Source organism: Rhodovibrio sodomensis, from assembly GCF_016583645.1.
Classification (GTDB): domain Bacteria; phylum Pseudomonadota; class Alphaproteobacteria; order Kiloniellales; family Rhodovibrionaceae; genus Rhodovibrio; species Rhodovibrio sodomensis.
Map to the genome: position 1 here is coordinate 12,797 of NZ_NRRL01000071.1, position 19,736 is coordinate 32,532.

The following is a 19,736-nucleotide window of genomic DNA, read 5'->3' on the forward strand; positions in this document are numbered from 1 at the left end:
CCACTGTCGGGTTAAAAGCGTGCGGCTGCTTCGTCGAGAAACGCCGCGGCGTCTTCGGCCGTAGCTCGGCCGGCGGCGGAAGGCAGTTCCGCATCCATCTCCGCCAGGATCGCGCGAGCGTCGGCAATCATTTGCACGCCGGGGTCGGTGAAGACGATGGTACGCCGGTTACGCCGGCGTGCGTCCGGCCGCTCGGCGAGCAAGCCCAGTGCCGCCAGTTCCTTCACCTGCTTGTGCACCGCCTGGCGGGAGATCCCGGTGCGCCGGGCGATTTCGGCCGCGTGGTTCTCGCCGCACTCCAGTTCGGCCAAAAACGTCAAATGCCCAGCCGTGACACCGGGGTAGCCACGGTCGCGCAGACGCGCGACCAGCGTCTCGGTCAGCCGCTCCTGCAGCCGGCGGCAGGCCTGGAACAGCCGCAGCATCCGGCTATCGGCCATCGTCGGGGCGTGGCTCGCCCCGTCCGCCTCACGGTCGGCGCACGAATTCGTGTCCGCCGGCTTCGTCAACTTAGTTGACAACTTTTCTCCCGGGTGGAACGTCAACTCCGTTGACAATATAGGAGACTGATCGATGATCACCAACGTTTTGCGGGCCAACGCCGGCTCTTGTCTCGGCTTCGGGGCGCTGTTCCTCGCCTTGCCCGGCCCGGTCGCCGCCTTTCTGGGCAGCCCGCCGGTCTGGCCGGTCGCCGCGCTGGGCGCCGTGCTGCTGTTGAATGGGGCGCACCTGCTCTGGTCGGCGAAGCGCGGTCCAGGGCGCGTCGAGCTGCTTTACTTCGCCCTCGGCGACGCGGCCTGGGTGGCCGGGACGCTCGCGCTGATCGCGAGTGGCACCTGGATCACGACGGGCGCCGGCATCGCCGCAGCGCTCGCGGTCACGGCCCCAGTCGGCGTATTCGCCGTGCTGCAATGGAAAGCCGCCGGGCGACAGGCCATGCCGGCGGGCTGACGCGCGGCGGCGGGCCTTGGCGGCAATCCAGGATCTCATGCCAGCGGCCCCGTAGCGCGCGGAGCCGCAGCGCCCGAAGCGGGTCCCCTCTCCTCCACGTGGGAGGAGAGAGCCAGGGTGAGGTGGTCTGCACGGCATGGATGGCCGTGGTCCCACCTCCCCTAACCCCTCCTCCCACGTGGAGGAGGGGAATCGAGGCCCGTCCGACCTACCCTAGAAATCCAGATCCGCGTAGTGCGCCGGCGGCGGGAAGCCGGGGATGCTCTCGGCCAGGATGCCGCGCATCGAGGGCCGCGACTTGACCCGGGCGTACCAGTCCTTGGCGCCGGGGACGGCCTCCCAGGGCACATCGCCCAGGTAGTCGACGGCGGAGAGTTGCGCGGCGGCCGCGACGTCGGCCAGCGAGAAGCCGTCGCCGGCCAGCCAGGTGCGCCGGTCGCACAGCCAGGCGATGTATTCCAGGTGGTAGCCGACGTTGGCGTGGCCGCAGCGGATCGCCTGGCTGTCCGGCTGGCCGGAGCGCATCAGCCGCTTCAGGATCTTCTCGTCGACCAGGTTGCGCGTGACCTCCTCGTGGAACTTGGCGTCGAACCACCAGACCAGCCGGCGCGTTTCCGCCCGCGCGAACGGGTCGGCGCCCAGCAGGTCGGTCTCCGGGTACGCTTCCTCCAGGAACTCCGAGATCACCGGCGCCTCGGCGATCACGACGCTGTCCTCGACCAGCACCGGCACCTCGCCCGCCGGGTTCAGGCGCAGAAAGCCCTCCCGGCGCTGCCAGGTCTGCTCGGTCTTCAATTCGAACGCCAGGCCCTTCTCCTGCAGCTGCAGGCGGACCTTCCGGCATCCGGGGTGCAAGGGGGTGTGATAGAGCACGCGCATGGCGTCCGGTAGCCTACACGCTCGCGCCGCGCGGCGGAAGTGAGGGCGGCGCGCGACACATACCCGTTACAGGGTTGATATCGGCTTACGGCGAAATCGCTGCAGACCGCTTCGACGTTCAGCGTCACCTTCGCCGTCCTCTTGGCGTGCCCCCTGAAGGCAAGATCGCCGAAGGTGGCGCCACCGTCCGGCATCTGGTCTTAAAGCCCGCCGACCGCCCAGCCGAGCCCGGCCATCGCCAGGATCGAGCCGGCGACCGCGGAGATCACGGTCATCCGGCCGACTTCCGCGCGCGCCTCCGGGATCATCTCGGAGAAGGTCATCCAGAACATCGCGCCCGCCGCCAGGCCCAGGCCGACCGGCAGCAGCGGCTGGAACAGCCAGACGAAAATGAACGCCGGGATCGCCAGGATCGGCTGCGGCAGGGAGGAGAACACGCTCCACCAGCCGGCCATCAGGACCGACACGCCGCGCGGCACCAGCACGAGCGAGATCGCCAGCCCCTCGGGGACGTTGTGGATCGCGATCGCGATCGTCATCAACACGCCGAGGTCCTGGCCGCCGCCGAACGAGACGCCGACCCCGATGCCCTCCGCGGCGGAGTGCATGGTCATCACGCCCACGATCAGCAGCGCCTTGCGCGCGTCCGCCCCGGTCAGCTCGCCCAGCGTCAGGTCCTCGCGGGCGTGCATCAGCTTGTGGCTGTAGTACATGAAGACCGCCCCGAGCGCGATGCCGAGCAGGGTGCGCAGGGTCGACAGCTCGACGCCCGACTTCACCAGCCCGATCGAGGCGGCGATCATCAGCCCGGCGGCGACCGCGTTGCCGATCGCCTCCCAGCGGCGGGTCAGGTTGCGTACGAACAGGAACGGCAACGCGCCCAGCCCGGTCGCGATCGCCGTGATCAGGGCGGCGACGAAGACCGTCCAGACGCTGGTGTCGATCATGACGGGCGCGGCTCCGGGGGCTCTCGGCGATGACATGCGGCCGGCCCGCCTGACGGATGACTCGGCGCCGGACCGCCAGGGCGCACGGTGTAGCACAGACAGCCGCGCGGGCACGACTCCTATTTTAGAACGCTTCTAATCTCTATGGGCCATCGGACCCCGGCCGGTGTCGCGAATCCCTTAGAAACACCGCGCCACGGTTGCTATAGAGAGCGCCCGATCCTGGCCGGCCGTCCGCCCCGACGCGCCGGTCGCACGGGTACGCGGGCGTGGCGGAACCGGTAGACGCACGGGACTTAAAATCCCGGGGCCACAGGCCGTGGGGGTTCGAGTCCCCCCGCCCGCACCACGCGGATACTGCGGATTTTGCAGTTTGGACGGGTTGAACGAACGTCTGCCATGGTGCACTGGTGGTGCAACAGACAAGTGCAACAGACAAGAGCAGCACCGAGGCTGCAACATGGCGTCTATACAGAAGCTCAAGGATGGCGACGGACGAAACCGGTACAAGGTTCAAGTTCGGCGCAAGGGCGTTCGAACACAAACAGCTCGATTCGACCGAAAACGCGACGCTGAAGGGTGGGCCGCGCAACAAGAGGCGGCGATCCAGGAAAACCGGCACTTTCGGTCGGCTGAGGCGAAAAGGCGCACCGTCGCCGATCTGATCGATCGGTACGAGAAGTCGGTCCTTCCCCAAAAGCGATCCCAGGAACACCAGCGGCGACAACTGGAACGCTGGCGCGAGGAACTGGGCCATATCGTCCTCGCCGAACTGACGCCCGGAGCGGTAGCTGAAGCCCGCGACAACATCGCCGCCGACACCGTCCGCGGCGACCGGAAGAGAAGTCCGGGCAGCGTGAATCGTTATCTTGCGGCGCTGGGCCACGCTCTCAAAGTGGGTGCCGAAGAATGGGGGTGGCTCGAGCACTCGCCCATGAGCAGTGTGCGCAAGCTGAAAGAGCCTAAAGGGCGTGTTCGCTATCTCAACGAGACCGAGCGCGTCAGGCTACTGAACGCCTGCAAGGAGAGTCGCGAACCGCTCCTGTACCCGATCGTGCTGATCGCTATGCTAACCGGAATGCGGAAAGGCGAGCTGCTGTCCCTGACCTGGGACCAGGTGGACCTGGAACGCAGCCGGGTCATCCTCCATGATACGAAGAACGATGAGCGGCGGCCTGTTTCACTACCGCGGCCGGCTCGTGAGCAGCTCGAGCCGCTCCAGGCTGACGCCACCTCAGACGCTGTCTACGTTTTCCCGAACGCCGACGGGACCAAACCGATCGACATCCGGGCCGCTTGGGAGGCGGCTCGCGAATTGGCAGGCCTCCAGGACTTCAGATTCCATGACCTCAGGCACACCACCGCGTCGTATCTGGCGATGAACAACGCGTCAGTGGCCGAAATCGCCGCAGTTCTGGGACACAAGTCCCTCCAGATGACGCAGCGCTACGCACACCTCTCGGAGCAGCACGCAGCCGATGTCGTGGAACGGATGAGCCAGGAGGTCATGCCCACAGACAGAAACACGGAGGAGCTATGACCTCGCCGCTGTTTCTGGCGGCCTGGGCCACCGCGCCGACCTGGTCGTTACGCGAGGCCGCATTGCTGCTTCACGGGCACGATCCGGACCGTGAAGACGTGCCGATCGGGGAGAAGATCAAGACCCCAGTTTCCCAAACGTACTACTGGCTCAAAAAAGAATACATTACAGGTCAGCTTACGGCTGTAGCAGGGACTGACGACGAACCGCGCTTCGGCCCCGGCACAATCATCCGGCGCCGTCTTGCGAAGCGATACCACGTGAGTCCGAAACTACACGAGGCGTGGGAGAACGGTGGCCACCTCTCGGGAAACGCGTCCCAAGCTGAGATGGCTTTTTATCATTACAGGTTGGCAGCGCAGACGATCTGGCAGGACCATCCGGAGATCACGCTCGACGAGATGGCGCAACTCTTAGCACAGCTCCCCCACTATACCGGAACGGATGTTATCCCACCGCGTGCACCCGAAACGATTAAGGGTAAGTATTTGACGGGCATCAGCCCGCGTCATCGCGGCCGGCCGAGCAAGAAGGAACCGACCGGCGACATCAATCTGGCGGCCGTGGCCCAAAAAATAGCCGCGTAATATAGCCGGCGAAGTCTACGGTAGTTCATGAACCACCCTCCTCGGGTTTGATCTGATCCCACTGCAAATCATGGAAACGGAGAGACCAAGGAGGGTACTCATGAACAACCAGCAGAACGCCTCGCCGAAGCGCATCGTCCGCGCCACGCAGGTCCCGGAAACCCCGGGCTACAACTGGCTCTCGATGTCAGCGCTGCGCCACCTCATCCACGAGGCGCGGCCCCGGGTTAACAGCCGGGGCGAGACGATTCCCGGTAACGGGCTCGAAGAGGCTGGCGCCGTCGTCCGGGTTGGCCGGCGCGTGCTGATTGACCTCGACCAGCTGGATGCATGGATCGAGCGGCACCGCGGCTTGAAAAACGACAACAACAAGGCGGGCTGAGACAGACCCGAAGAGTCCAACCGGCTACGCCGCCCATTTGGCCGTGACCACCTCGGCCTGCTGCAGGACGGTCTGCACAGCAGCGTCCTGCAGGTCGGGCGGGTAGCCGTATTTCCTTAAAATCCTTTTGACGAGCACGCGCATCTGCGCTCGTGCCCCTTCGCGGTGCGCCCAATCCACAGTGACGTTCTTCTTGACCTGGTTCAGCAGTTCCTGGGCGATGACCTTCAACTGATCGTTACCCATCACCTCGACCGCGCTCTCGTTGTCGGCCAACGCGTCGTAGAACGCCACCTCATCGGGATCGAGCCCTTCTTCCGCGCCGCGTTCCTGCGCCGCGCGGATTTCCTTGGCCATGTCGATGAGTTCCTGGAGGACCTCGGCTGTCGTTACGGCGTTGCTGTGGTAGCGCGCGATCGCCTCGTCGAGACGTTCCGAGAAGCGCTTGCTCTCCACGACGTTGGTCTTGCTGCGCGACCGGATCTGATCGTTGACCAGCTTCCTCAGCGCCTCAAGGGCAAGGTTCTTCTGTTTCGTCTGCTGGATCTCCGCGAGGAAGTCGTCCGAGAGGATCGAGATATCCGGTCGGCTGATCCCCGCCGCCTCCATGATGTCGACGATGTCCGTCGACGCGACCGATCGGCTGACGATCTGCTGGACCGCCAGGTCGCGCTCGGCATCGGTCTTGCTGCCGCTCGAGGTGCTCTTGACGAGGGCTGCGCGGATCGCCTGGAAGAAGCCGATCTCGTCGCGGAGCTCGCGGGCCTTATCGGTCGCGCTCGCCAGAGCGTAAGCTTTCGAGAGGGCGAGCACCTCGTCGTTGAAACGTCGGCGGGCGCGCTTTTTCCCCTCCTCGCTCGTCTCCTGCGCGGCCCACTCCTGCTGCTTCTGCAGGATCCACTCGATCGCCTGCCCCATCACCTGGAGCCGCTGTTGCGATGTGCCGGTCAACGCGAGGCTGTAGTCGAAGCCGTGGAACATGCTCGACACGACTTCGTACTTCTCCTGAAGCAGTTCGACGGCCTCGGCTTCGTCGACACCGGCGTACTGCTGGTCCTTCTTGGAGTACTGCCCGAGCGCATTTTTCAGGTTTTGGGCGATGCCGATGTAATCGACGACGAGCCCGGCTGGCTTGTTCCGGAACACGCGGTTGACGCGCGCGATCGCCTGCATGAGGCCGTGGCCCTTCATGGGTTTGTCGACGTACATCGTGTGAAGACAGGGCACGTCGAAGCCGGTGAGCCACATGTCGCGCACGAGCACCATCTTCAGCGGATCCGACGGGTCCTTCATCCGGTTGGCGATGTAGTCGCGGCCGGCCTTGTTCCGCACGTGCGGCTGGAAGTCGGATGGATCGCTGGCAGCCCCGGTCATCACGACCTTGATCGCGCCGCCGTCGTCACTGTCGCTGTGCCAGTCTGGCCTGAGCTTTACGATCTCGTTGTAGAGCGCCACACAGATGCGCCGGCTCATGCACACCACGAGCGCTTTGCCGTCCAAGCCGGTGATCCGGGCTTCGAAGTGATCGACGATGTCCTGGGCCACGAGCCGGAGGCGCTCTTCCGCGCCCACCAAGGCCTCCGTCTGCGCCCACTTCCGTTTCTGCCGCTCGCGTTGGTCTTCCGGATCCTGCTCCGTCAGGGCCTCGATTTCGGCGTCGATCTCGGGCTTCTTGTCCTCCGGCAGCTGGATCCGAGCCAGACGGCTCTCGTAGTAAATCGGCACTGTGACGCCATCCTCGACGGCGCGGCTGATGTCGTAGACGTCGATGTAGGTGCCGAAGACCGCCGGCGTGTTCTTGTCTTCCTGCTCGATTGGCGTGCCGGTGAACCCGATGAACGAGGCGTTCGGGAGTGCGTCGCGCAGGTACTTCGCGAACCCGTAAGACACCTCGCCCGTGGCATCGGAAAACTTCGCGCTGAAGCCGTACTGACTGCGGTGCGCCTCGTCCGCGATCACGACCACGTTCCGCCGGTCGGTCAGGACCGGCACGTGGTCCTGCTCCGACGTTGGGGCGAACTTCTGGATCGTCGTGAAGATGACACCACCGGCCTGGCGGTTCAGCGCCTCCTGCAGGTCGGCGCGGCTCTCGGCCTGATACGGCGTCTGGCGGATCAGGTCCTTGCACATCGAGAAGGTCCCGAACAGCTGCCCGTCCAGGTCATTACGGTCGGTCAGAACGACCAGTGTCGGGTTCTCCATTGCCGGATGCTTGACGATCTTGCCGGCGTAAAAGGCCATCAGGAGGCTCTTGCCCGCGCCCTGCGTGTGCCAGATGACGCCGACGCGCCCATCCCCTTGCGGATCCGAGGCTTCGACGGTCTTCTCAACGGCCTTCTTGACGCCGTGGAACTGGTGGTAGCCGGCGACGATTTTGGCGGTCTCAGAGCCGGTGTCACCGAAAACCGTGAAGTCCCGAAGCAGATCCAGGAAACGCGAGGGCTCGAAGATCCCCTGAATCACCGTGCCGAGTTCCGGTGAGCCTTTGGGTGCCAGATCACTGCCATCCGTCGTACGCCACGGCATGAAGCGCTCGAGATCGGCCGTCAGCGACCCGACCCGCGCCTCCAGGCCATCGGATGTGACGTTGATGACGTTGGTCCGGAAGAGGGACGGGATATCGGTCTTGTAGGTCTGCAGCTGGTTGAAGGCCGCCTCCAGGGTGGCGTGCTCGCCTCCAGGGTTCTTCAGCTCGAGCACCGCGAGGGGCAAACCGTTCACGAAAACGACAACGTCCGCGCGCCGGTTCTTTTGATTCTCAACGACCGTGACCTGGTTTACAGCGAGCCAGTCATTGTTAGCAGGATCGTCAAAATCCAAAAGCCTGGCCGTTTCGGTTGCCAGGCTCCCGTCTTCCCGCGTGATTTCGACGTTTACGCTTTCGGCCAAAAGCCCGTGTATCCGCCTGTTCTCAGGGATCAGCGCAGGACTCTCCATGCGCCGTACGGTTGCCTCGACGTTCTCAAGGGCATCCCTGGAAAGATGAGGGTTTAGCCGATTAAGAGTGTCCCGGAACCGTTGGCCGAGAATGACATTGTCATAACTCAGTCGCTCAGGTCTACTGCCTTCTGGCCCGATTTCTGGACTGTGTTCGACCCCGTAACCGAGCTCAGAAAACCATGAGAGCGCTGCGTCCTCGACTGCGTTTTCACCAACCGCCGTCAAGCCGCATCTCCTGAACCAATCTCCGCATCCCTAATTTCGGCCTCGCCAGAAATAAGTCGTGGCAACAGAATATCTCTCATTTGCCTTAATTTTTGATTCTCGAAAACGTTTTGGCGTATCCGTTCATCGAACGGTTCACACAACTTTTCAAATTCACTCACAAGATTGTCCGATGGTCTCATAGCGCTCAAAGACCGGAATTGTTTTTTGTTTATTGAACCAAAAACAGTTCCCGTATCCTCAAAAACTCGGATTTGCTCCTGTATCTGCTTCACCGCTTGGTACGTATACGACCTCCCACCGAGTCGATGGCGAACGGCTGCCACACCCCGTCCGATACAACATTTTTCCGGTGCCATATTTATTTCACCAACCGGGGCACGAACGCTAACCAACGTATCATCTCTGTAAGCTAGACGAGTTGGCTGCGTACAAAACATCCTAATCGTCGGGTATCTCGGCCCAAAATCAGTTCGCCCCTGGAAGAACGGGACACCGATATGATTAGCGTTATAGCTATCGCCAGGCGGAGCTTGGCCCATGGTTAACGTGAATTCGTCGCCAACGACAGACGTGTACCACCCCTCCGGCTTCCCTTCATCATCCAAGCGCGCAGGAAACAGATCCCAGATCTCAGGGCTCAGATAGGGTTCGCGCCCTTCCATCTTCGCACGGACCGGACCGAAATCGACGAACCAGTCCTTGAAGATGGCGCGCGCCATCGCTTCGAGTGTTTCATTCATCCGCAAACTTAAGTTGATTTTATCATCAAGAGCGCCAAGAACATGAGAGATTTGTTGTTGCACAAATAATGAAGGGAGCGGAATTTTTAGTCTTCCAAGGTCTTTTGGCGCTCTGACGCTTCAAATGGATTTCGAGATATCGCCGATCGGGGCTGCGAGCAGGTAGATCATGGCGATGAAGGTGGCCGGGCTGCTGTAGCCACGTGCCCGGTGGCGGGCAGCCTGGAAGATCGAGTTCAGGCCCTCCAGGCGGGCGTTGGAATGGGTTGAGTACCAGCGCTGGATGATCCGGTCGATCTGCTGCCGGACGGTGGCGATCGCCTTGCGGACGGGTGCCAGCGCTTCGTCGCCGGCGGCCATCTCCTCGGCATGGTTCAGGAAGCGTGTCAGCCGCCAGCGGGCGGCCTGCGGGGTCGCGGCTTTCCGAACCCAGCGTAGCTTCTCCTTGATCTTGTACGCCTCCCCGGTGGCCAGGCCGAGGCGTTCGAGCTCGGCGAGCGCGTCGCGATCCCGGTCCTTCAGCGGGCCATCCCCGCCTTTCACGGTCGCCCACCGGGCGCCCTTGGGCATCTTGGTCTGCTTGGCCTCACTACGGCGCACGCTCTCCACCGCATCGGTGAACAGCTGAACGACGTGGAACCAGTCGACCGTCTGGCTGGCGTTCTCGAAGGTCTCGTCGACCGCGTTTTGGAAGGCGGCGGACATGTCGCAGACCACTTCAGCGATCGCCGCGCCGTCGCCGCCGTGGGCCTCCAGGAAGCGCCGGAACTGCCGCACGCAGTCCTTGCCCTTGCCCGGTGTGGCGAACAGCACAGGCTCGTCCTTACGGTCGAGGTCGATGAACACGGTGATGTAGCGATGCCCGCGCTTGGCGGCGGTCTCGTCGAACGCGACCGCACGCACCGCGCTCAGGTCCATGCGGGCGACCGCCCGGTGGACGTAGAACAGCACCACCCGCCACAGGCGCTTGTCGGTGACCGCCATCTGCCGGGCCGCCGCCGCGACCGGCATCTCGCGCACCAGCGCCAGGGCGGCCTGCTCGAACAGCAGCGTGAAGCTGCTGCCCTCGCGCGCCCAGGGCACCTGGATCCGTTTGACGCCGTGGTCAGGGCAACTCACCCGCGGCACCGGGGCGGTGAGGTAGCAGTGATGCTGGAAAAAGTTCAGATGCCGCCAGGTCATCTCCTTGAAGTCGTGCGCCTTGCACGACCGCCCGCACGTCGGACACGGGAACTGCGCCCCGCGGCGCGTGCCCACGCGCAGGTGCAGCTCGTGCGGCTGCTTGCTGGTGTCGAGGTGCTGATCGAGGAGCGTCCAGGGCTCCTCCAGACCGAGACCGAGGGCGAAGATGTCCTGGCTGCTGCTCACCGGAGCCTCCCGACCGCTGCTGCCGTTGGCCGCCGCGGCTGGCGGGCTCCGCCTTATGGAGGGGCTCCGCCCGCCAGCCGCGGCTCTACCCGTTCAACTCGGGGACCAACCTGCCGTGCAGCCGGGGCGAAGCGCCACCCGAAATCCATTCGCAGCGTCGAGGAGCCGGTCTTTTTGTGTAATAAGCGGGTTTGCGGCTCCACGATTCATACCGGCTGCTTCACCGATGACATTCTGAAGAGCATATCTAAGATAATGAGGGTATATACAGTCTTGATTAGGTCGTACTACAAGAGCGTTGTCGGACGGCCAGCAAGGCTCAGACGCGACAAAAAGCTTGCCAAGCGTGCCGACACGGCCCGTGATCAACACACCTGGGTCGAATAGTGCCGCATCTGTGAACCCGGATGGTCCGCCACCGCCAATAATTGGGACCGAGCAGCTCGCGGAGGGCGTGTTAGACACGATATTAGGACGCTTACCGCTGGTTATACGGGCCACTTCTGCCAAGGACGTTTCAGGCCACTCAGCCATCGAGATTCACCCTATCTAAATTTTTGCGAATTCTCGCGTTTAAATTCTCACTCTCCGACAAATAATCCTCAAGAGAAGCTCTAAATTCAGAAAACTTTTCCAAGAACGGCATATCATCGTCGCCCGTCTTCTCGGATTCAACATATCGTCCGGGCGTAAGGACGCCACTGTGCTCTTGGATTTCATGAAGCCTAACAGCTTTGCAAAAACCCGGAACGTCTTCGTAGTTTGAAGCGCCAGGCTCGCCGCGCCAAGCATGATACGCCTTTGCGATTCTTGCGATTTCATCTTCGCTGAATTCTCGCCGTGTACGATCTACTAGGTACCCAAGTTCGCGAGCATCTATAAAGAGAACTTCGCCGCGTCTGTCTCGCCAATCTTCCCCCGGATTTTTATTCCGGGTCAGGAACCACAGGCAGGCCGGGATCTGCGTCGAGTAGAAGAGTTGCTGCGGCAGCGCGACCATGCAGTCCACCACGTCGTCCTCGACCATCGCCTGGCGGATCGCCCCCTCGCCTGACTGCATCGAGGACATGGACCCGTTGGCCAGCACCACGCCGGCGGTCCCTTTTGGAGCCAAATGGTGGATGATGTGCTGGAGCCATGCGTAGTTGGCGTTGCTGGCCGGCGGCACACCATACTTCCAGCGCGCGTCGTCGCGCAGCCGGTCACCGCCCCAGTCGGAGTCGTTGAACGGCGGATTGGCCAAGATGTAGTCCGCGCGGAGGTCCTTTAGCTCGTCTTTGTGGAGCGTCCCTTCGTTGTTCCAGCGGATGTCCGAGTCGATCGCGCGGAGGGCAAGGTTCATCTTGCACAGCCGCCACGTGGTCGGGTTGCTCTCCTGGCCGTAGATGGCGATGTCGCCGATCCGCCCGCCGTGGCGCTCGACGAACTTCTCGGACTGGACGAACATACCGCCCGATCCGCAGCAGGGGTCGTAGATCCGCCCCTGATAGGGTTCGAGCATCTCCACGAGCACCTTCACCACGGATCGCGGCGTGTAGAACTCGCCGCCTCGCTTGCCTTCCGCGCTGGCGAAGCCGCCCAGGAAGTACTCGTAGACGCGCCCGAGCACGTCCTTGGACCGGGCCTCGTCGCCGCCGACATCGATGTTGGAAACCAGGTCGATGAGCTCGCCCAGCATGATCGAGCTCAGCGCCGGGCGCGCGTAGTTCTTCGGCAGCACGCCCTTGAGCGAGCGGTTGTAGTCCTCGATGGCGTCCAGCGCGTCGTCGATCCGCTTGCCGACGTCCGACTGGCGCGCGTTCGCCTTGAGGTTCGACCAGCGCGCGGCCTGTGGCACCCAGAAGACGTTCGCGGCCCGGTATTCCTCCGGGTCCTCGGGATCGGCGTAATCCTCGTGCTGCAGCTCCGCCTGCTTCGCTTCGAAAGCGTCCGAGATGTACTTCAGGAAGATGAGGCCGAGAGCGATGTGCTTGTACTCGGCCGGATCGACGTTCCCGCGGAGCTTGTCCGCGGTCTTGAAGAGCTCAGCCTCGAATCCGAGGTTTGCGCCGTTCTGGTTCTTCTTCGGCTTCGCCATGATAGGTCCGTTGTCCTGTGAATCGTGGCGCCGAAGGGCCTCGGCGTGCTGATCGGCCGCGCGTGCCCCAGGCGTAGCCCCTAGCGAGCCGTGGCTATTCTAGCCCAACTGATATGCGAGTCGCCTGACGTCTGCAACCTGCAGAATATGAGCGCCTATCGACAACGCGCGCGCAGAGCGCTCACGCTGCTGGCTCCACAAACCTTTTCGGAACCTGCGCAAGGAGGCGCTGTGTCCGTCACGATCCATAAGGCCAAACCGAGCAAGAAGGATCATACCAAGGCTGACGAGCGGCAACTCTCCGTCAGGCTGCCCAAGCATGTATTCCAAGCGCTGAAGCAGCGGGCATCCGAGGAAGAGACCACGCTCCGGGCTCTCGTTCTGGATGCCGTCGTCCAGCACTACGGTCTCGAGGTCGCCCCGTCGGAAAAGAAAGACCGTCGACCTGAAGCCCGCAAGCTCCAGGCCCAGCTCTACCAGAAATACAAGAAGGGCGAGATCGACCCTGGCTCGTGATCTGGCCCGAGGCCGCTCAGACATCTAACAGTCTCACAGCCTATGAAATCGATTGCACACGCGTGCCGTGCAAGCGAAAGTTTATGGGGAACATGTCTAGCACGCGGATGGGACGAGACATTGGACGATCGACCCCAGACACCGGAAGCGGGGCGTAACGCCCAGGACCGCTGGTACCATCCGGGACGCTACACAACGACGTCCGCAGCCTGGGCGCGCACACAAGCTCAAGAGGCTCTGGCCCGAGCGCCCGAAGCCCAGGAATGGGTCAATGCGCAGGCCCGTGCCCTTGCGGAGCGTTTCAGTCCAAGCCCCCAAAAAGACGCGGTTGTGCGCCTTGAACACGCGCTAACGGATGTCGTTGCAGCAATCCAACAAACTTCAAACAAGCAGGCCCGCCGGATTGTCAGTGTCCTTGTGGGCAAGGCCAGTGCTGTAGCCGCCGTGAGTGGGATCACGGGGCTCATCTCGATATTTGGCACAGCCTCCACCGGGACCGCCATCGCCGGCCTCTCTGGGGCCGCCGCGACGACCGCGCAGTTGTACTGGGTCGGATCGCTGTTCACCTTGGGCGTCGCCGGGGGTGGCGCCATTTTGGGAGGTGCCGGGCTAGGCGTCGGTTTTGTTGCGATGCGTGGTGTACGTCGCAGTGTTTTCGGTCGGCAACGACCGGTCGAAGAGTTGCAGGACCACGAGCGGGTGATGCTCGAATCCTGCACCCCGGTGATCAAGGCGCTGCAGGAGCAGGCCTCCACCGGCGAAAAGCCCTCGCGTGATGAGATGCGCGTGGTCGCCGAGCAGGTCCTGATCCCGCTCGTGCACCACATCGACCTGCACTGGGACAACCATAGCCTCGCCGAAGAGGGCATCAGCGGAGCGGCCCCCTTCGTCTCGACCCTGGCCCCGTTGAACCGGCGTAAACTGCGCAAGGCCACTGACGAGATCAGCCGCATCGCTGTCGGAGCTATGCGATGACCGGCCGCGCGACCCGATCGGCCGCCGTTGTCCTGGCCGTCACGCTTCAGCGGCTCGTGGAAGATGCCACTCGGTTCTGGTCGGTCGAGGAGCAGTTGGTGCTGGACGCGCTCCGGCGCTCGGCCAACGCCTTGAACCACGCCTCTCCGACCGAACTCAAAGCCTACGTGGTGAGCCTCGAGCCGGAAGCGCTCCAGGCCGCACTGCGCAACGTGAAGGGCATCTACCACGAGTTACTGTTTGCCTATGCGGAGAACGTCGACGGTGACGAGGTCGCCGCGCAGCTGTTCCAGGCGACGAACCACGCCGGGGCCGACCTGGAGTTCTACGTCGACGGTGACAGCGTCGGCCTCGTCCAGCTCAAGGCCGTCGAGTCAGCCAGCCACATCACCGAGCACCTGACCAAGTACCCCGACATCGCGGTCCGCGCGACCGATGAAGTGGCGAGCGCACTACCCGGCATCGAGAGCAGCGGCTTCGCCAACGCTGCGCTCACCAGCACGGTCGCGGATACGACGGCCGATCTCCGCGGGGATAGCATCGTTACGGAAGCCGTCGAGGGCGTGGCCAGTTCAGCTCTCGTAACCGCGGCGTTCACCGCGGGTGAGACCCTGCGGCGCGGAACCGTGTCCAGGACCCAGCTGAAAATGGCGCTTGGTGATACGGCAACTGCCGGTTTCGCGGCGATCGTTCTGGACGTGCTGATCGGCGACGTTGTCTGAACAGCTACCTTCCGATTATTCACGAGGATCAAGCGCATGACGTTACCGACGAAAGAAATAATACATATACTGAAATCGCACAACATCAACCCGACAAACTATCTAGCCGATACCCAAACCGAGGAGATCGATCTACCTGATATCGGCCATATCGGCGACAATGAAACCGTTTATGCCACATCAATTGAATCTATTTTTGGTTTTGTCCCCGACGATGACTTCGAAGGTTTTCCGATTGATCTAGACGATCCCAGGATCCAAGAGTGGTGGGCACAAGTTCAGGAAATTATGTATGGTCGGAACAAAAATATTCCGACCGGCATTTTCCAGATTTCTCGCCAAGAGGCACCAGGACCACACTGCGCATGGTATTGCCCTATACATTTCTTCGGATATGATTGGGGCATTTACATTCGCGAGAGCTGCGTTCTCGACTATGCCTTGGGCGTAGCCTCCTATGTTAATTGGTCGAGGGTCAGTATCCCACGGGCCAACATTCCAAAGCACCTACTCCGCTGCGGGTTTTATGCCTTCTTCCTTCATGAACAGTTCCATCATAAAGTGGAAAGCCTTGGTTTTCGCCTGCTAGTCGCGACTAGACAAGACCGTTATCGCCCCTACAAACGCAACGTGTATCGCAAAACGTTCTTGACCTCTGCTTGTATCGAAGAAGGCCTCGCGAACGCCGACAGCTACCGACGCCTAGCCGAATCACGATATAAAAAGCGCTTAGATCCTGCTATTTTGTTTGGCTTCCGCGAATTCTTGGATGAGTCTATCCGAGCTCAACCGGCTGGCTACAATCTAGGTATGACGTATTCCGCAGACCCAGAGTATCATAATCGACTTCATGAATTACAATCGCAAGTTCTGGACGGGAAGGCATCGCCAGTAACACCACCTAGAAATTGGTCGATCTCCCCGAAAGTCATAACATCTTTGGCTCCCATCTCCGCCGAGATCTACATGGTTCTTCCTCGAGGCGCGCGCCCAATTTTTAACCCAACTACCGTAGATCCCGGGGTTAGCGCCTCAACCGAGGCGGTGATCAAAGCCCTGACGAGGCATTATGGCTACACATGCAGCAGGGGCGCCAAAGGATCACACGTTAAACTCGAGAAAGCCGGCGCTCCAACGATCGTTCTGCCAGGCAACCGCAAGACCCTCACACCCGGGGCGATGAAGCATGCACTCGATGCGGTCGGCGGACACCCGATCTCGCGTTTACCCGATCTCCTGAAGGGACGCCTCCCGGTATCTGCTTAGCCAAGGAATTTGGCCTAGAGCCAGTTCTGCGGCGCAACGAAATCTGATCTCTGCGTTCAGCTTTAGATCCAGTCTGCAATCGATTGCAGTCGTGGCTGTCTGACGTCTCACAGTTCGGCATAGATTACAAACGCGTCCGCGCAGGCCGGCCGCAGACCCCTAAGCGCGTTGTGCGCTACTTCCGATCTTGGCCACCGGACAGCTGTTGACAGCACCGGACAGGGGTGCACGGGGTATCCGTAGCGCCAACCAAGGAGGACGCTGGCGACGGTCATGTGGGACACGCCCAACATCCGGGATAAGGCGACCGGGGTCGCGGGCACGCTGCCCAACGTCGCCCCCGCAGGCCTCCTGCGCGCCGCGGATGCCGCGGCCGCGCAGCTTGAGAGCGTGGAGGATGCGGCGGTGCATGGCCGACAGCGGGCTGCACGTGGCCGGGCCTACACCTATCTCGCCAGTTACGCCGCCAAGAAGGTCGCCTTGGCCCGTGCCGCCGCCCGCAAGCACAAGGCCATCACGGAGGGCGAGCTCGACCGCGAGGCCCAGCGCCTCTCACCATGGCGCGACTGCGGCGAGCCGATCGGCTACTACGAGAAACCCAAGCCCGAGGGTGGGACCCGCCCCATCACCACCTTCGGCTACCGCCGTACCGCCCTGCAGATCCTCGTCGACGACGCCCTGAAGGCGCTGGGCCGCCGCACCGCGTTCGACTTCGCCCGCTCCGGCGGCGGCCCCATGGCCGTCTACAACGAGGTCGCCGACTTGCACGCCCAGGGCTACATCTGGTTCGTTACCGCTGACATCGCGGATTGCTTCGGTTCGCTCGGCCACGACGGCCTGAAGCGGGTCCTCCCGTTACCGAACACAGTCGTTGAGACTGTGATCGGGAACGGAAGACAGGGCTCCGCACACTCCCCAGATACAGGGGGAGATACAGGCGCGCATCGCGACCGGCCGGGTCGCGGGATCCCGCAGGGTGCCGTCTGCTCGAGCGAGGTGGCCGGGATCGCGATCGGGAGGGTCGTTGAAAAGGTTGCGCCGTGTGGCCGGGCGTTGCTCTACGGCGACGACCTCCTGATCCCGACCGCCTCGAAGAGCCAGGCCAAGGTCACGCGCAAGGCACTGGCGCAGGCGCTTGCGGAAGATCCTGTCGGCCCGGTCGGGTTGCGCTCGGCACACGTCAAGGATCTGCAGATCAAGGGCGTGGACTTCATCGGGCGAAGATACGAGCAGGCCTCGGAGTTCTGGGGTGGTTTCTTCCGCTGCCGCCCATCCAACAAGGCGTTTCACCGGTTCATGGATCGTGCAGCGAGGCTTGGCGCTAACGCCCACCCCGAACCACGCGATGAAAAGATTGATATATATGCCAGCCGGTGGGGCAAGTCTTTCCCGAACTGGCACAAGCCTCTACCAGCGGATGCGATGTTTGTCGTCACGATTCAACGCGCCAAAGAAAAAGCTGACAACCTTGCGCATCAGGGCACATGATAAACACAGGCAAGGGCCATGGTACCGGACCATTTTAGTCGCGACGTCGTGCAGAGGTGTCGCATACTGCTCGATGGGCTATACCCCATAGTGTCCAGCAGGCACTACGGTTCGCACACGGTTGAACACGGGTACGCAGCAGGTCCATTCACAACGACACTGTTGCTTTCAATGTCTATGCCGATGCTTTTCCTGCCGCTTGAGCGAATTTATCAACCAAACCTCCGTCGGCAGACCGTCAATGATCGGCATAGGTCCGAGGAACTGGCGAACCATATAGATCGCGCCTTGGGCGACGACCAAGCGTTCGGCGCTGCTCCGTTCAACGCTGACGTGACTTGGTACCATGCTGCGGGTGTCCCAGCACCGGATCCATCAGCTGGACTGGGCCGACGCCAGACTGATCGACTAAACGGAGCGGAGGCTCAATGTGACGCCGCGAAGGCCCTTACGCGAGACGCGCTACGGGATCTTCGTAACGCGCTCGCACATGGCGCGATACATTATCTAGATGCCGATGGGCATCCAACCGAAGGTAGTTTCGTACAACAACTTGCCTTCGTGAACCGCCATCAAAATAGCCAAACCTGCCGTATCTGGAAGGTCAAAGAAGAAGATTTCCACCAGTTTCTTCAGCAGTGGGCACAATGGCTCCAACTACACGGTTTGGACAAAGAAATCGCCGACGCCGCGTGATCAGTGTATTGTTACGCCATCCATGACCCTGCCCGTCGAATCGCGCGTTGATAGCCTGAGAAACAGTTTCGGCTTCAGCGAATTTTTCTATGTAAAAAATCGACCTACGGTTGCTGATTTCTTCAAGAGGGGCGAACACCCAGGGCTATATATCCTAGCTTTTGCCGATGGCGCCTACTATGCCGGTCGTACCAAAGACCTCAAACAGCGCTTTGTGGCTCATCACAGGACGCATGGCGACATTGAATATTTCGCTTTCAAGCCCTTAAGCATCCCAAAACAATCCCACGAAGAGCAAGCGCTTATCCAACAATTAGAAGCCACGGGTGTGACGCTCCGAAACATCGAGCACATGAGTTGGCCTGCCTCGGCTGCAGATTTCGACGCCGTGGTGCCGCAGCCCGATCAAGATAACTTCTTGTCGGGCCAGGACATTCAGGATCAAAGCGCCCGTATAGTGGACCCGAACCAGCGAGCCCGATACGAAAGGAGCCACGCTACCATTGCTGAAAAGTCCTTTTACGGAGAACTCGTGAACTTTCTTCGGACCTATGTATCACTTGCTATCCCCGCGCCGCGGGCGACAGAGATGAGCTTCTGGGCCCTGACCGTGTGGCCTTCGCCTTCTGCTTATGTATCTCGTAGGCAAAACCGGGAATGGGCCCGGATTAACCTAGCTACATGTGAGGTGCTCACAGTCGGGCATCGGTGTACCAAGCCAAGCGCCCCTATTGACGCAGACGTACCTTTTGTCGCGTTTCATGTCGCCCGTTCTCCGATCGCTCCGGATGAAGACGCCGCGTTCGCCGAGCTAAGCAAGATTGCGCCATCCGTGATAGATGCGGAGCGTAAGTATGACGTCCTTGGGGGCGATCAGATTGGCTTCTTGGTGTTCGGCCTCGAGGAAGCTCAGCGTCTGCTGGAAGACCCCCGTGTCATAGGGGCAGCGCGGCGAGCCAATATCGCCATGATGCGGAAGCGTGCCTGTTTCTACGCGCGGTACCACTGTCCCCAGCTCGCCGATGACATCCTCGAGACGCCGGTGTAGCGGGTGCACATCTCCACCAACGCCGCGTTGACTGACGGCGAAGAACAATTACGGGGCGAGCCTGACCGGCAGAAAGACTTTGCGTCGAAAGGAGGCGGTCATGGCGAGCCCCACTGGCAACAGCGAAAAGCTGCTCTCGGTAACTGACGTCGCGCGCACCCTCAACGTCTCCGAACGCCAAGTTAGGAGGTGGGTCGCTGCTGGCGACATTCCAGCATTCAAACTCGGGAGTCGGGTTCGCGTAGCGCCGTCAGCGCTACATCGATTTCTCAAGGATCAGGCGCTGGATGTCGCCACAGACATGCCCCGTGTTCCATTTTCCTAGACAAAAATCGGTTTCGTGAGAACGCGACCTAATAATCGGCCGTGTTTTGTTAGCATCCGCT

Annotated in this window: 20 protein-coding genes and 1 tRNA gene; 13 read left to right on the top strand and 8 right to left on the bottom strand. The window is 61.7% G+C overall.

The features are described from left to right. Positions 1-11: 11 nt before the first annotated feature. On the bottom strand, positions 12-440 hold the full coding sequence (locus CKO28_RS18810; RefSeq protein WP_200342354.1) for a MarR family transcriptional regulator: 429 nt from the start codon (positions 438-440) through the stop codon (positions 12-14). A gap of 133 nt (positions 441-573) precedes the next feature. On the opposite strand from CKO28_RS18810, the gene CKO28_RS18815 reads away from it, so the two are divergent. Then, the gene (locus tag CKO28_RS18815; RefSeq protein WP_200342355.1) at positions 574-951 is read left to right on the top strand and encodes a hypothetical protein; all 378 of its coding nucleotides are present in this window, start codon (positions 574-576) and stop codon (positions 949-951) included. A gap of 213 nt (positions 952-1,164) precedes the next feature. Here CKO28_RS18815 and CKO28_RS18820 read toward each other — a convergent pair whose 3' ends face one another. Both CKO28_RS18820 and CKO28_RS18825 read right to left on the bottom strand, forming a co-directional pair. After that, positions 1,165-1,830, bottom strand: coding sequence for a glutathione S-transferase family protein (locus CKO28_RS18820; protein ID WP_200342356.1), 666 nt, complete (start codon positions 1,828-1,830; stop codon positions 1,165-1,167). Between the two features lie 200 nt (positions 1,831-2,030). After that, entirely contained in the window at positions 2,031-2,777 is a 747-nt protein-coding gene (locus CKO28_RS18825) for a ZIP family metal transporter (protein ID WP_200342357.1), read from the bottom strand. A 263-nt stretch (positions 2,778-3,040) separates the two neighbouring features. Here CKO28_RS18825 and CKO28_RS18830 point away from each other — a divergent pair. From CKO28_RS18830 to CKO28_RS18845, 4 genes are all read left to right on the top strand, one after another. Beyond that, positions 3,041-3,126 (top strand) — tRNA-Leu (locus CKO28_RS18830). 111 nt (positions 3,127-3,237) lie between these two features. Continuing rightward, complete coding sequence (locus tag CKO28_RS18835) at positions 3,238-4,317, top strand: tyrosine-type recombinase/integrase (RefSeq protein ID WP_200342358.1); 1,080 nt, start codon at positions 3,238-3,240, stop codon at positions 4,315-4,317. Further along, positions 4,314-4,904, top strand: coding sequence for a hypothetical protein (locus tag CKO28_RS18840; RefSeq protein WP_200342359.1), 591 nt, complete (start codon positions 4,314-4,316; stop codon positions 4,902-4,904). Before CKO28_RS18835 ends, CKO28_RS18840 begins: the two co-directional genes overlap by 4 nt. A 100-nt stretch (positions 4,905-5,004) precedes the next feature. Further along, on the top strand, positions 5,005-5,286 hold the full coding sequence (locus CKO28_RS18845) for a DUF6462 family protein (protein WP_200342360.1): 282 nt from the start codon (positions 5,005-5,007) through the stop codon (positions 5,284-5,286). Positions 5,287-5,310: 24 nt separating this feature from the next. Here the strand turns inward: CKO28_RS18845 and CKO28_RS18850 are convergent, their stop codons facing one another. The 5 genes from CKO28_RS18850 to CKO28_RS18870 all read right to left on the bottom strand — a co-directional run bounded on the left by CKO28_RS18850 (position 5,311) and on the right by CKO28_RS18870 (position 12,639). Next, positions 5,311-8,451 (bottom strand): type I restriction endonuclease subunit R, encoded by a 3,141-nt coding sequence (locus tag CKO28_RS18850; protein ID WP_200342361.1) that lies wholly within the window; start codon positions 8,449-8,451, stop codon positions 5,311-5,313. Beyond that, positions 8,448-9,257 carry a restriction endonuclease subunit S gene (locus CKO28_RS18855; RefSeq protein ID WP_200342362.1) on the bottom strand — a complete coding sequence of 270 codons (810 nt, stop codon included), beginning with the start codon at positions 9,255-9,257 and terminating at the stop codon, positions 8,448-8,450. The genes CKO28_RS18850 and CKO28_RS18855 overlap by 4 nt, the downstream gene beginning before the upstream one ends. 57 nt (positions 9,258-9,314) lie before the next feature. Continuing rightward, positions 9,315-10,562 carry an ISL3 family transposase gene (locus CKO28_RS18860; protein ID WP_200342363.1) on the bottom strand — a complete coding sequence of 416 codons (1,248 nt, stop codon included), beginning with the start codon at positions 10,560-10,562 and terminating at the stop codon, positions 9,315-9,317. 93 nt (positions 10,563-10,655) lie between these two features. Further along, a complete protein-coding gene (locus tag CKO28_RS29375) occupies positions 10,656-11,096 on the bottom strand; it encodes a restriction endonuclease subunit S (protein ID WP_200342364.1) in 441 nt (146 codons plus the stop codon). Continuing rightward, on the bottom strand, positions 11,089-12,639 hold the full coding sequence (locus CKO28_RS18870; RefSeq protein ID WP_200342365.1) for a class I SAM-dependent DNA methyltransferase: 1,551 nt from the start codon (positions 12,637-12,639) through the stop codon (positions 11,089-11,091). Before CKO28_RS18870 ends, CKO28_RS29375 begins: the two co-directional genes overlap by 8 nt. Positions 12,640-12,870: 231 nt before the next feature. On the opposite strand from CKO28_RS18870, the gene CKO28_RS18875 reads away from it, so the two are divergent. The 8 genes from CKO28_RS18875 to CKO28_RS29380 all read left to right on the top strand — a co-directional run bounded on the left by CKO28_RS18875 (position 12,871) and on the right by CKO28_RS29380 (position 19,675). Further along, complete coding sequence (locus tag CKO28_RS18875) at positions 12,871-13,155, top strand: hypothetical protein (protein WP_200342366.1); 285 nt, start codon at positions 12,871-12,873, stop codon at positions 13,153-13,155. A gap of 120 nt (positions 13,156-13,275) precedes the next feature. After that, positions 13,276-14,130 carry a hypothetical protein gene (locus CKO28_RS18880; RefSeq protein ID WP_200342367.1) on the top strand — a complete coding sequence of 285 codons (855 nt, stop codon included), beginning with the start codon at positions 13,276-13,278 and terminating at the stop codon, positions 14,128-14,130. Beyond that, positions 14,127-14,852 (top strand): hypothetical protein, encoded by a 726-nt coding sequence (locus tag CKO28_RS18885; RefSeq protein WP_200342368.1) that lies wholly within the window; start codon positions 14,127-14,129, stop codon positions 14,850-14,852. Before CKO28_RS18880 ends, CKO28_RS18885 begins: the two co-directional genes overlap by 4 nt. A gap of 36 nt (positions 14,853-14,888) precedes the next feature. Then, positions 14,889-16,118: a type II toxin-antitoxin system HicA family toxin gene (locus CKO28_RS18890; RefSeq protein WP_200342369.1), complete on the top strand. Its 1,230-nt coding sequence runs from the start codon at positions 14,889-14,891 to the stop codon at positions 16,116-16,118. Positions 16,119-16,391: 273 nt separating this feature from the next. Further along, positions 16,392-17,606 carry a reverse transcriptase domain-containing protein gene (locus tag CKO28_RS18895; protein ID WP_200342370.1) on the top strand — a complete coding sequence of 405 codons (1,215 nt, stop codon included), beginning with the start codon at positions 16,392-16,394 and terminating at the stop codon, positions 17,604-17,606. A gap of 18 nt (positions 17,607-17,624) precedes the next feature. Further along, a complete protein-coding gene (locus CKO28_RS18900) occupies positions 17,625-18,302 on the top strand; it encodes a HEPN family nuclease (protein ID WP_496196156.1) in 678 nt (225 codons plus the stop codon). A 22-nt stretch (positions 18,303-18,324) separates the two neighbouring features. Continuing rightward, complete coding sequence (locus CKO28_RS18905) at positions 18,325-19,350, top strand: GIY-YIG nuclease family protein (protein ID WP_200342372.1); 1,026 nt, start codon at positions 18,325-18,327, stop codon at positions 19,348-19,350. Between the two features lie 100 nt (positions 19,351-19,450). Then, complete coding sequence (locus CKO28_RS29380) at positions 19,451-19,675, top strand: helix-turn-helix domain-containing protein (RefSeq protein ID WP_200342373.1); 225 nt, start codon at positions 19,451-19,453, stop codon at positions 19,673-19,675. The last annotated feature ends 61 nt before the right edge of the window (positions 19,676-19,736 follow it).